This window comes from Pseudomonas cavernae, assembly GCF_003595175.1.
In the GTDB taxonomy this organism is placed as follows: domain Bacteria; phylum Pseudomonadota; class Gammaproteobacteria; order Pseudomonadales; family Pseudomonadaceae; genus Aquipseudomonas; species Aquipseudomonas cavernae.
Genome location: NZ_CP032419.1, coordinates 3,243,267 through 3,255,473, shown reverse-complemented (window position 1 = coordinate 3,255,473; position 12,207 = coordinate 3,243,267). Strand labels below are relative to the sequence as shown.

Here is a 12,207-nt window from a genome sequence, read left to right as displayed (position 1 = left end):
GCAAATCTAACAGTGTTCCCTGCAACTATATAGAAGCTACACTCCGGAAACTTTGTTGCTTATGGGGAACAATAATGGGGTTGGATGATGCCCTGGTCTTTACCCGGGTGGTGGAGTGCCACAGTTTCACCTTGGCAGCTCAAGGGCTGGGCATGCAGAAGTCCACCGTCAGCCGGCGCATCGCCTTGCTGGAAGAGCGTCTTGGGGTGCGCTTGCTCAATCGCACCACCCGCAAGTTGCGCCTGACCGAGGTGGGGCAGGCCTATTACGAGCGCTGCAGGCAGATCATGCTGGACTTCGCCGAGGCCGAGCATGCGGTCATGCAGCTGCAGCAGGAGCCGTCGGGGCTGCTGCGGATCAGCGTGCCGATTGAGTTCGGCCAGTTGTTTCTCGGCAAGGTCCTGGGGGCCTTCATGCGCCAGTACCCGGAGATCCGCGCCGAGGTCGAGCTCACCTCGCGACACGTCGATCCGGTGGAGGAGGGGGTGGATATCGCCATTCTGGTCGGGCGCCCGCAGGACTCCACGTTGATCGCGCGCAAGCTGTTCGAGAGCCGCCGACGCCTGTGCGCCAGTCCGGACTACCTGGCGATCCATGGCGTACCGGAGACGATCGAGCAACTGGTTAATCATCGCGCCGTGTTATTGCTCTCGGATTCTCCACGCTATTGGCCGTTGCTGGGGGAGAGCATCGCCTGTCAGCGTGTTTTATCGTGCAACAACATCACCTTCGCCCGCGAGGCGGTGCGCGCCGGCGCCGGAATCGCTGGGTTGCCGGTGATGATCAGCGAGTACGCGGTGCAGCGCGGCGAGCTGATCGAATTGTTGCCGGAGGCGCGCCTGCCGGTCAGCGAGGTGTATGCGGTGTATCCGTCGCGGCGCTTCCAGGCGATGAAGGTGAAATCCTTTCTGGACTTTCTTATGAGCCAGATACCGCTGGAGGAGGGGGAGTTGCTGGAGCCCACAACCGCACGCCTGCTAACATTGGGCCTTTGATGTCGGGCCCTCGTCGTCCGCGTCCTCTTCGATTGTTCTGCTGATTCGAGACCTTCATGACTACCGTTCGTACCCGTATCGCGCCGTCGCCGACCGGTGACCCGCACGTCGGCACCGCCTACATCGCCCTGTTCAACCTGTGTTTCGCGCGACAGCACGGTGGTCAGTTCATTTTGCGTATCGAAGATACCGATCAATTGCGTTCGACCCGCGAGTCGGAGCAACAGATTTTCGACGCCCTGCGCTGGCTCGGCATCGAGTGGGACGAGGGCCCGGACGTGGGTGGCCCGCACGGCCCCTACCGGCAGAGCGAACGTGGCGAAATCTATAAGAAGTACGCCGGCGAACTGGTCGCCAAGGGCCATGCCTTCCCCTGTTTCTGCTCCGCCGAGCGTCTCGATCAGCTGCGTGCCGAGCAGACCGCGAACAAGGAAACTCCGCGCTACGACGGCCACTGCATACATATTCCTCCAGCCGAGGCGCAGCAGCGCATCGCCGCTGGTGAGGCCCATGTGGTGCGGATGAAGGTGCCGAGCGAGGGTGTTTGCGTGGTGCCGGATATGCTCCGCGGCGACGTCGAGATCCCTTGGGATCGCATGGACATGCAGGTGCTGATGAAGACCGATGGCCTGCCGACCTACTTCCTCGCCAATGTCGTCGACGACCACCTGATGGACATCACCCACGTGCTGCGTGGCGAGGAGTGGCTGCCGTCGGCGCCCAAGCTGATCAAGCTCTACGAATACTTCGGCTGGGAGCAGCCCAAGCTGTGCTACATGCCGCTGCTGCGCAATCCGGACAAGAGCAAGCTGTCCAAGCGCAAGAATCCCACCTCGATCACCTTCTACGAACGTATGGGCTTCCTGCCGCAGGCGATGCTCAACTACCTCGGTCGCATGGGCTGGTCGATGCCGGACGAGCGGGAGAAGTTCACCCTCGCGGAAATGATCGAGAACTTCGATGTCCAGCGCGTTTCCCTCGGCGGCCCGATCTTCGACCTGGAGAAGCTGTCCTGGCTCAATGGCCAGTGGCTGCGCGAGCTGAGCGTCGAAACGTTCGCCGCCGAAGTGCAGAAGTGGGCGCTGAATCCCGAATACTTGCTGAAGATCGCCCCGCACGTGCAAGGGCGAGTGGAAACCCTCAGTCAGATCGCGCCGTTGGCCGGTTTCTTTTTCTCCGGCGCCTTGGAGCTGGATGCCAAGCTGTTCGAGCACAAGAAGCTGGCAGCAGAGCAGGTGCGTCAGGTGATGCAGTTGATCCTGTGGAGGCTGGAGGCGCTGCGGCAGTGGGAGAAGGACAAGATCACCGCCTGCATTCAAGCGGTGGTCGAGCATCTAGAGCTGAAACTGCGTGATGCCATGCCGTTGATGTTCGCCGCCATCACCGGCCAAGCCAGTTCGGTATCGGTGCTGGACGCCATGGAGATACTCGGCCCCGATCTCACTCGGTTCCGCCTGCGCCAGGCCATCGAGCTGCTCGGTGGGGTGTCGAAGAAAGAAACCAAGGAGTGGGAAAAGCTCTACGCAGCCATTCCTTGAGTTGTGCGCCGGCCGCGTGTCGCAAGTGCGGCCGCCGCTGTATTGGGGTAAGTGATTGTTCTTGCGATGAAAATTTTCAGGTGGTGCGGAAAAATTCTGTTGACAGCCTGCGGGCTCACCCCTAATATGCGCCCCGTCCTCGAGACGGGGCTATAGCTCAGCTGGGAGAGCGCTTGCATGGCATGCAAGAGGTCGACGGTTCGATCCCGTCTAGCTCCACCACTTCTCAATGAGAGGTGCCACGGTCAGTCGTAAGGCTGGCTGATGTTTCAGAAGGGTTTGCGTCCCCTTCGTCTAGTGGCCTAGGACACCGCCCTTTCACGGCGGTAACAGGGGTTCGAGTCCCCTAGGGGACGCCATTATTCCAGCAGTAACGCCTCGGCGTTACTTGTCGAGAGACGTTAAATTCGGGGCTATAGCTCAGCTGGGAGAGCGCTTGCATGGCATGCAAGAGGTCGACGGTTCGATCCCGTCTAGCTCCACCAATCACTAAACAAGGCCAGCCTAGTGCTGGCCTTGTTCTTCGAAGGTTTCGTCCCCTTCGTCTAGTGGCCTAGGACACCGCCCTTTCACGGCGGTAACAGGGGTTCGAGTCCCCTAGGGGACGCCATTTTTCCTGCTTTGCGGGACTTTAGAAGGGCCATTCTTCACGGAATGGCCCTTTTGTTTTTCTGCGGCCCCATTTCGCTTTTGGCAATCGCTGGTGCAGCGGGCCTAGTGTCTGACTCGTCATCTGGCTTGGGCGCAAGACGGCATTGGCGCATCATGTCGGCTGTTACCGCGACGATGATCGGCTGGTGCCATGAACTCCCCCCTATTGCTGTCGTTTCCCGGGCGCGAAGACTGCGTCAGCCAGTTGGCGGTCGATCTGGCGGCGCAGTTGCGCCAGGCCTTGGCAACCCAGGCGCGTGCGAGCCTGTTGCTGCCGGGTGGCAGCAGCCCGCAAACCTTGCTGCCGCAATTGCGCGAACAGACGCTGGACTGGGCGCGGGTATACCTGAGCCCGACTGACGAACGCTGGGTGCCCAGCGACGACCCACAGAGCAATTGGCGTTTGCTCCAGGCCGGATTACCGCAAGCCGCCAGCCTCGATCCGCGTCAGGCGGCGACAGCTGAGGCCGCGGTCAGTGCTTGGACGCGGCAACTGGCGGACTGGCGGCCCTTCGCTGCGGTGCTGCTGGGCATGGGCGAGGACGGTCACTTCGCTTCGCTGTTTCCCGAGATGCTTGGATTGGCGGCGGCGCTGGATCCGCAGGCCGTGCCGGCCGCGGTGCTCGGTCTGGCCCCCAGCGAGCCGCGCCAGCGTCTGTCATTGAATCTGGCGATGCTGTGCGACAGTGCTTGGTTGGGGCTGCTGGCTTTCGGCGAGGGCAAACGCCGGTTGCTCGATGCGGTTCTGGCGGATCAGCCGCATAGCCGCGCTTGGCCGGTGCATGCGCTGGCCTGGCAGGGCCGCCAGTCATTGAGGATCTATTGGGCGCCTTGAGAACCTGCCCAGGGTCTGCTGCGCGTCGGCCATATGGCGTTAAAAATGGCCTTGGCTCGCGAGGTCCTGAACAGGCTCTAAGCCGTTACACTGGCAAATAGAGTGGGTCGCGATTTGGAAGTCACCATGCTGCATGTCGTCATCGAACAGGTCACTGCTGCGCTGGAGCAGCGTTCTGCCGCACGCCGCAAGCGCTATCTGGAGCGTTTGCGCAGGGCGGCCGAACGTGAGCCGAGGCGCAAGCTGGGTTGTTCCAATCTTGCCCATGCCCTCGCTGCGCAGGCGGATGACGCGCGGCTGATCATGACGCAGGGTGGCGCGCCGCATATCGCCATCGTTTCCAGCTACAACGACCTGCTCTCGGCCCATGCGCCGCTGCGCGAGTACCCGGAGCGGCTGAAGACGGCACTGGCTAGGGTGGGTGCCACTTCGCAGTTCGCCGCCGGTGTGCCGGCCATGTGCGATGGCATCACCCAGGGCGAGGCGGGTATGCAGCTGTCGCTGTTCTCCCGCGACCTGATTGCCCAGGCCACGGCCATCGGCCTGACCCACGCCATTTTCGATGGCGGCCTGTACCTCGGCGTGTGCGACAAGATCGTCCCCGGTCTGCTGATCGGCGCCCTGACCTTCGGCCATCTGCCGGCGGTATTCGTGCCGGCCGGGCCGATGCACTCGGGGCTGGCGAATAAGGAGAAAGCGGCGATCCGCCAGCGCTTCGTGCGCGGCGAGGCGAGCCGCGACGAACTGCTGGCCGCCGAGCAGGCCGCCTATCACCAGGACGGCACCTGCACCTTCTACGGCACCGCCAACACCAATCAGCTGCTGATGGAGGCCATGGGCCTGCACGTGCCGGGCAGCGCCTTCGTGCATCCGCACACGCCGCTGCGCGAGGCGATCACCGACGAGGCCGCGCGCCTGGTGGCGCGCAACAGTCGTCAGGGCGAACGCTACCTGGCGCTCGGCGAACAGATCGATGCGCGGGTGCTGGTCAATGCCGTGGCCGCGCTGTTGGCCAGCGGCGGTTCGACCAATCATGGCCTGCATTTGCCGGCCATCGCCCGCGCCGCCGGTTACGAGCTGACCTGGGAGGATTTCGCCGAGCTGTCCCGCGTGGTGCCGCTGCTGGCGCGGGTCTATCCCAATGGCGCGGCCGACGTGAATCAGTTCCAGGCGGCTGGCGGACCGGCCTGGATCATTCGCGAGCTGCTCGGCGCCGGACTGATGCATGCAGACGTGCCGACCGTCGCCGGCCAAGGTTTACAGGACTATGCGCGCGAGCCCTGGCTGGAGGAGGGGCGGCTGGCTTGGCGCGAACTGCCGCAGGCAAGCCCGGCTCCGGACATCGTTCGCCGCGTCGAGCAGCCTTTCGTCGCCGACGGCGGCTTCGTGTTGCTGCGCGGCAACCTCGGCCGGGCCATGCTCAAGACTTCGGCGGTCGATCCGGCGCATTGGCGGGTGCGTGCGCCGGCGCGGGTGTTCGACAGCCAGGAGGCGGTGCAGGCCGCCTATGCCGGCGGCGAGCTGACCGGTGACCTGGTTTTGGTGGTGCGCTTCCAAGGCCCACGCGCCAACGGCATGCCCGAGTTGCACAAGCTGATGCCGCTGCTGGCCAATCTGCAGCAGGCCGGCCAGCAGGTGGCGTTGGTCACCGATGGGCGTCTCTCCGGCGCCTCCGGGCTGGTGCCCGGTGCTCTGCACCTGACCCCGGAAGCCGCGCGCGGCGGCATGCTGGCCAAGCTGCGCGACGGCGACTGGATCGAGCTCGATGCGCGCCAGAGCGTGCTGCGGGTGGAGGTCGAGGAGGGCGTATTGCAGGCCCGCGAGGCAGCCGTTGCCAGCCACGGGCTGGCCGCCGGTTTCGGCCTGGAATTGTTTGCGGCGCAGCGCCAGTTGGTCGGTCCGGCCGACCAGGGCGCGACGGCGTTGTTGTGGGATAGCCTGGAGTGAAGAACGTGAACCTGAGAATGGATGTGGTGCTGCAACAGGCCCGCCCGGTATTGCCGGTGCTGGTGATCGAGGATGTCAGCCTGGCGCTCGACCTGGCGCGTGCGCTGCACGCTGGCGGTATTCGCGTGCTGGAAGTGACCCTGCGTACGCCGCGGGCCCTGGATGCCGTGGCGGCGATCCGTAAGGAGCTGCCGGAGCTGCTGATCGGTGCCGGCACCCTGATCCACACCGAGCAGTTCGTCGAGGCGCGCGAGGCCGGCGCCCAGTTCGCCGTCAGCCCCGGCTGCACCGAGCGCTTGGCGGCGGCGGCGGAGGACTCCGGCTTGCCCTATCTGCCGGGAGTGATGACGCCCTCGGAAGTGCTGTTGGCGCTGGAATACGGCTACCGCTCGCTGAAGCTGTTCCCGGCCAATGGCAACACCAGCGTGAAGATGCTGAAGAGCTTCAAGGGCCCGTTCACCGGTATCCGTTTCTGCCCCACCGGCGGGGTGACGCCGGACAACCTGTTGAGCTTCCTGCGACTGCCCAATGTCGCCTGCGTCGGCGGCACCTGGATCGCCCCGGCCAACCTGATCCGCGCTCGCGCCTGGGACCAGATCACTCAACTGGCCGCCGAGGCCCGTGAACTCGCTAGCAGCTTGGAGCACCACGCATGAGCTGGGACCTGCCCACCCCCTTCACCATCGACCTCAAGGTCGTCGCCGACGATATCGACGGCCTCGGTCACGCCAACAACGCCGCTTACGTGACCTGGATGGAGCGCTGCGCCTGGCGCCATTCGCAGAGCCTGGGCCTGGACTTGACCGAATACCGCCGCCTGGACCGCGCCATGGCGGTACTGCGCCACGAGATCGACTACCTGGCCAGTGCCTATGAGGACGACGAGTTGCAGGTCGGCACCTGGATCATCGAATCCGACCAGCGGCTGAAGATGACCCGGCGCTTCCAGCTGGTCCGCCCGGCCGATGCGACCACGCTGCTGCGCGCGCAGACCACCTTCGTCTGCATCGAGCTGTCCAGCGGCAAACCCAAGCGCATGCCGGAGGAGTTCCTCGAGGGCTATGGCCGGGCGGTGCTGGAGCCCTATCCGCTGCAGCTCTGACGGCCATAGACGGGAGTGGCTAACCCGGCGCCGGTCTTTGCCACGGGTTTCGCCTGCGGCGGGGAAGGCGGGTAAACTGCGCGCCTTTTCCTGGGAAGCCCTATTCCATGCAAATCGCCCTGGCGCCGATGGAAGGCTTGGTCGACGAGATCCTCCGCGATGTGCTGACCCGCGTCGGCGGCATCGACTGGTGCGTGACCGAGTTCATCCGCGTCACCGAGCGCCTGCTGCCAGCCTCCACCTACCGGAAGCTCGCCCCCGAGCTGTTCGGCGGTGCGCAGACCGCCGCCGGCACGCCGTTGCGCGTGCAGTTTCTCGGCTCCGATCCGGTGTGCCTGGGCGACAACGCGGCTTTCGCCGCCGAGCTGGGGGCGCCGGTGGTCGACCTCAATTTCGGTTGCCCGGCCAAGACGGTGAACAAGTCCCGCGGCGGTGCGGTGCTGCTCAAGGAGCCGGAACTGCTGCATGCCATCGTCCGCGAGGTGCGCCGCAGCGTGCCGGCGGCGATTCCGGTGACGGCGAAGATGCGCCTCGGCTTCGACCACAAGGACGATGCCCTGGATTGCGCCCGCGCCCTGGCCGACGGCGGCGCGCAGCAGATCGTCGTGCATGCGCGCACCAAGGTCGAGGGCTACAAGCCGCCGGCGCATTGGGAGTGGGTGGCGCGGGTGCAGGAGGCGGTCAAAGTGCCGGTGTTCGCCAATGGCGAGGTGTGGAGCCTCGAGGACTGGCGGCGCTGCCGCGAGGTCAGCGGGGTCGAGGACATCATGCTCGGCCGCGGCCTGGTGGCGCGCCCGGACCTGGCCCGGCAGATCGCCGCTGCCCGCGCCGGCACGGCGGTGGTGGCGATGGGCTGGGCCGAATTGCTGCCGCTGCTGCATGACTTCTGGCTGCAGGCGCGGCGCAAGTTGTCGCCACGCTACGCGCCGGGGCGGCTGAAGCAGTGGGTCGGCCTGCTGACCCGCAGCTATCCCGAGGCGGTGGGGCTGTTCGACGCGATCCGCCGCGAGAACGATTGCCGGCGCATCGATGCCTTGCTCGGAGTGGCTTGGAACGAGCCCGTGCGGGGCGAGTTCGAGGCAGCGGCCAACGCCTGAGCCGCTGCGGCCAGTTTGGACACCCTTGAAATCTCTTGCCGCGACCTTAATTAGTTAAGCGTCGGGATGCCGAAGTCGGGTCCCGCACTTAATCACTCGCTGAATCTCAGGAGATTTTTATGAGCAATGTCCTTTCCCTGGCTCCGCTGTTCCGTCAGTCCATCGGTTTCGACCGTTTCAACGATCTGTTCGAGTCGGCCCTGCGCAGTAACGAAGCCGGTAGTTCCTACCCACCCTACAACGTCGAGAAGCATGGCGACGACCAATACCGCATCGTCATCGCCGCGGCCGGTTTCCAGGACGGCGATCTGGAGCTGGAAGTCGAGCGTGGGGTGCTGACCGTCACCGGCGGCAAGCGCGCCAGGAGCGCCGAAGGCGTCACCTATCTGCACCAGGGCATCGCCCAGCGCGCCTTCAAGCTATCGTTCCGCCTCGCCGACCATATCGAGGTGAAGTCCGCCGGGCTGGCCAACGGTCTGCTCAGCATCGATCTGCTGCGCATCGTGCCGGAGGAGGCGAAGGCCAAGCGCATTCCGATCAGCACCGAGCGGCCGGCGCTCGAGAGCTGAGACGAGGCTCCGCGCTAGTCGAGCAGGGCGCCTTCGGGCGCCCTGTTTCGTTCAGGCCGGCCGCTGCCGGGCGTGGGCGAGCAGGGCGCGGAACTCCACCAGCGGCAACGGCTTGCTGTACAGGTAACCCTGATACAGGTGGCAGCCCTGCTGCTGGAGGAAGTCCAGTTGCTCTTGCTGTTCCACCCCTTCGGCGATCATTTCCAGGCACAGGCTGCGGGCCATGGCGACTATGGCGCGGATGATCTCGGCATCGTTGGGGTCGTTGGTGGCGTCGCGAACGAACGACTGGTCGATCTTCAGCACGTTGACCGGCAGGCGCTTGAGGTAGGTCAGCGAGGAATAGCCGGTGCCGAAGTCGTCCATCGCGAAGCTGACGCCGAGCTTCTTCAAACGGTGCATCTTGGCGATGGTGTCGTCGAGGTTCTGGATGACGATGCCTTCGGTGATCTCCAGCTTCAGCATGGCTTGCGGCAGACCGGTGTCGCGCAGGCGGGCAGCGGTCTGTTCGACGAAGTTGCTCTGGCGGAACTGCTGGGGGCTGATGTTGACGCACAGGCTGAAGTCCTGGGCGCCGATCAGCTGGTCATCGAGCAGTTGCGCGCACACCTGACAGGCCTCGCTCAGCGCCCAGTCGCCCACCTCGAGAATCAGCCCGCTGTCTTCCAGCACTTGGATGAAGTGCACCGGCGATTGCACCCCGAGCGTCGGGTGTTGCCAGCGCAGCAGGGCTTCGGCGCCGATCACCTGGCCGTTGCGGGCGTCGACCTGGGGTTGGAAATACAGTTCGAACTCGCCGCGCTGCAAGGCCTGGCGCAAGTCGTTCTCCAGGCGCAGGCGCTCGCTGGCCGCCGCCTGCATGGTGGTGCGAAACAGCTGGATGGTGTTGCGCCCGGAATCCTTGGCCCGATACAGGGCGATATCGGCGCGCTTGAGCAGATCGGCCGGGGCGTTGCCATGATCGGGGATCAGGGCGATGCCAATGCTCGGCGTGACCTGCAGGCGATGGCCGTCGAGCAGCATCGGCTCGGCCAGCAGCTTGCGGAGTTTTTCCGCAACCTGGCGGACTTGGCGGGTCACCTGCGAGCGTTTGCCTTCCAGTCCGGTCAGCAGGATGACGAACTCGTCGCCACCCAGGCGCGCCACGGTGTCCTCCAGGCGCACGCTGGCTGCCAGGCGGGCGCTGATCATCTGCAGCACCGCGTCACCGACCGGGTGACCGAGCGAGTCGTTGATGTGCTTGAAGCGGTCGAGGTCGAGGAACAGCAGGGCACCGCGCAGTTGGTGACGCTGCAGCAGGGCGATCTGCTGGGTCAGGCGGTCCATCAGCAAGGCACGGTTGGGCAGGTTGGTCAGCGGGTCGTGGTAGGCGAGGTGGTGGATCTGTGCCTGGGCGTCCTTCAGGTCGCCGATGTCGCGGGCGGTCAGCAGCAGGCAGCGTTGGCCCTTGAGCTCCAGGGGCTCGATGGAGGCATCGACCAGGCGGGTGCTGCCGTCGCGGTGCTGCATTGCCAGTTCGTGGTGGCGGATATGGCCGTCGCGCTCGAGGCGTTCGAGCATGCGCTGGCGGTCGAAGCCGCCGGCCCAGATGTTCAGTTCGGCGGGCGAGCGGCCGAGCACTTCCTCGGCGCGATAGCCGGTCAGTCGACAGAAGCCTTCGTTGACCTCCAGATAGCGGCCGCTCTCGCGTGCGGTGATGGTGATGGCGTCGGGGCTGGAGTGGAAGGCCCGGGCGAACTTCTCTTCGCTGGCGCGCAGTTCGGCTTCGGCGCGCTTCTGTTCGGTGACGTCGCGGAAGGTCGTGGTGATGCAGGACTCCCCGTCGACCTGGATGTAGCGGCAGGAGATGGTGCAGACGAGTGGACGTCCATCCCTCGTCACCAGGTGGGTTTCCTCGTTGTCCAGCTCGCGCTCGGCAAACATGCGTCGGTGCAGTTCGAGGCGATGGTGCTGGTCCGGCATGATGCCGATTTCGATGCCCGCGCGGCCATTCACGGCTTCGGGTGTCCAGCCGAAGGTCGCGGTGAAGGCAGGGTTGATCTCGATGCAGATATTGTCGCGTGCGCGGACCACGCAGACAGGGTAGGGGATGGTCTGGAACAGGCTGGAAAACTTCTCTTCGGAGGCCGCCAGGCGTAGCTCGCGCAGTACTTGCTCGCTGATGTCGGCCAGTATGCCGACCAGTCGCAGCGGCTTGCCGGCGGCGTCGCGGTAGAGGCGGGCGGTGCTTTCCAGGTAGCGGGTCTCGCCGCTGGCCAGTTTGCTCCGGTAGACCAGGTGATAGTCCGGGCGCTTGCCTAGCATCAGGTCGCAGTAGACCTGCTTCAGGTTGCTGCGATCTTCCTCCGGCAAACTGCCGAGGAACGCCGGCAGGGTATCGTGCAGCGGGTATATGGGCAGCCCGTGCAGTTCCGCGGCGCGCGCCGAGAACTGCAGGGTCTGACTGGGAATATGCAGGTCCCAAGTTCCCAGGTTGGCAGCTTGCAGGGCCAGGGTCAGGTGCTCTTCGCTGTCTTTAAGGGCGCGTTCCTGGGCGCGTAGCTGGGTGATGTCGCGTGCCGTCAGGGCCAGACAGATCTGCCCATGCAGCTCGATTACGCTGCCGAACAGCAGGTGGGTACTGAGTCTGCCGTCGCGGCTGCGCAGGCAGACTTCCAGCCCGTCCGTTTGCCCCTCCTGATCCAGGGTGTCGAGCAGGCGCTGGCGATCCTGCGGGTCGGTCCAGATATTCAGGTCATGCGGGGTTCGCCCCAGGGCCTCCTCGCGACTCCAGCCGAACTGGCGTTCGAAGCTTGGGTTGAAGTCGATGAAGCGCCCGCTGTCGTGCTCGGAGATCACCACCGCGTCGGGGCTGTTGAGGAAGATCTTGCTGAACTTTTCTTCGCTGCTGCGCAGTGCTTCGGTGCGTTGCTTGCGCTCGGTGATATCGCGGACAACGCCAATCACCAGCTGTTGGCCATTGGCGTCGTATTGCAGGCTGCCGCTGATCTCCACCCAGCGCAGGCTGCCATCCGGCCAGCGAATGCGGTGGCTGAAGGTCGGGTTGCGCGGTTTGCCGGCCTGGACGTCCATGAAGAGCTGCTGCACGGCGGGCCGCTCCTCGACCGGAACCAGCGCGAGATAGTCGATCCGGGTCGGCAGCGGGCGCCGCGGGTCGAAGCCGAACAGCGCCTTGGCGCCGCGCGACCAGCTGAGTTGGCCGCTGTCGAGGTCCCAGAGCCAGGCGCCCAGGTGCGCGCCATCCAGCGCCGCGAGTAGGCGTGGTGTATCTCGCCAGGCGAGTTCGGATTCGGCGGGGTCGACGGCTGCGACGTGAGGGAGTGGCGGGGAGCGGTCAACAGTTTCGGTCATGGGGCGGCCATTCCTGTGACTATGCGTGAGGCGCAGCAGCCGGCGTGGGGCGGCGCTGGGACACGCAGGAGTCTTTTCTTGTTGTTATGGGGCGGCACGTTAGCCGTTGCCTGGTGGCTTAG

At 65.0% G+C, this 12,207-nt stretch carries 9 protein-coding genes and 4 tRNA genes; 12 read left to right on the top strand and 1 reads right to left on the bottom strand.

Annotated elements, in window-relative coordinates:
- Positions 1–74: 74 nt before the first annotated feature.
- The 12 genes from D3880_RS14800 to D3880_RS14745 all read left to right on the top strand — a co-directional run bounded on the left by D3880_RS14800 (position 75) and on the right by D3880_RS14745 (position 8,734).
- On the top strand, positions 75–995 hold the full coding sequence (locus tag D3880_RS14800; protein WP_119894201.1) for a LysR family transcriptional regulator: 921 nt from the start codon (positions 75–77) through the stop codon (positions 993–995).
- A gap of 56 nt (positions 996–1,051) precedes the next feature.
- On the top strand, positions 1,052–2,533 hold the full coding sequence (gltX, locus tag D3880_RS14795; RefSeq protein ID WP_119894200.1) for a glutamate--tRNA ligase: 1,482 nt from the start codon (positions 1,052–1,054) through the stop codon (positions 2,531–2,533).
- Positions 2,534–2,679: 146 nt separating this feature from the next.
- Positions 2,680–2,755 (top strand) — tRNA-Ala (locus D3880_RS14790).
- Between the two features lie 61 nt (positions 2,756–2,816).
- Positions 2,817–2,892: transfer RNA gene (locus D3880_RS14785), tRNA-Glu, on the top strand.
- Between the two features lie 50 nt (positions 2,893–2,942).
- A tRNA-Ala gene (locus D3880_RS14780) sits at positions 2,943–3,018 on the top strand.
- Positions 3,019–3,067: 49 nt separating this feature from the next.
- Positions 3,068–3,143: transfer RNA gene (locus D3880_RS14775), tRNA-Glu, on the top strand.
- Positions 3,144–3,335: 192 nt separating this feature from the next.
- On the top strand, positions 3,336–4,019 hold the full coding sequence (gene pgl, locus D3880_RS14770; protein WP_119894199.1) for a 6-phosphogluconolactonase: 684 nt from the start codon (positions 3,336–3,338) through the stop codon (positions 4,017–4,019).
- Between the two features lie 129 nt (positions 4,020–4,148).
- Positions 4,149–5,966, top strand: coding sequence for a phosphogluconate dehydratase (edd, locus tag D3880_RS14765; protein WP_218567613.1), 1,818 nt, complete (start codon positions 4,149–4,151; stop codon positions 5,964–5,966).
- Between the two features lie 17 nt (positions 5,967–5,983).
- The gene (locus tag D3880_RS14760) at positions 5,984–6,622 is read left to right on the top strand and encodes a bifunctional 4-hydroxy-2-oxoglutarate aldolase/2-dehydro-3-deoxy-phosphogluconate aldolase (RefSeq protein WP_420800874.1); all 639 of its coding nucleotides are present in this window, start codon (positions 5,984–5,986) and stop codon (positions 6,620–6,622) included.
- Entirely contained in the window at positions 6,619–7,068 is a 450-nt protein-coding gene (locus D3880_RS14755) for an acyl-CoA thioesterase (protein WP_119894197.1), read from the top strand. Before D3880_RS14760 ends, D3880_RS14755 begins: the two co-directional genes overlap by 4 nt.
- 107 nt (positions 7,069–7,175) lie before the next feature.
- On the top strand, positions 7,176–8,165 hold the full coding sequence (locus D3880_RS14750) for a tRNA dihydrouridine synthase (RefSeq protein ID WP_119894196.1): 990 nt from the start codon (positions 7,176–7,178) through the stop codon (positions 8,163–8,165).
- A gap of 119 nt (positions 8,166–8,284) precedes the next feature.
- Positions 8,285–8,734, top strand: a complete 450-nt coding sequence (locus D3880_RS14745) for an Hsp20 family protein (protein ID WP_119894195.1) — start codon at positions 8,285–8,287, stop codon at positions 8,732–8,734.
- 51 nt (positions 8,735–8,785) lie between these two features.
- On the opposite strand, the gene D3880_RS14740 is transcribed toward D3880_RS14745, so the two are convergent.
- A complete protein-coding gene (locus D3880_RS14740; protein ID WP_119894194.1) occupies positions 8,786–12,085 on the bottom strand; it encodes a sensor domain-containing protein in 3,300 nt (1,099 codons plus the stop codon).
- Positions 12,086–12,207 lie beyond the last annotated feature (122 nt).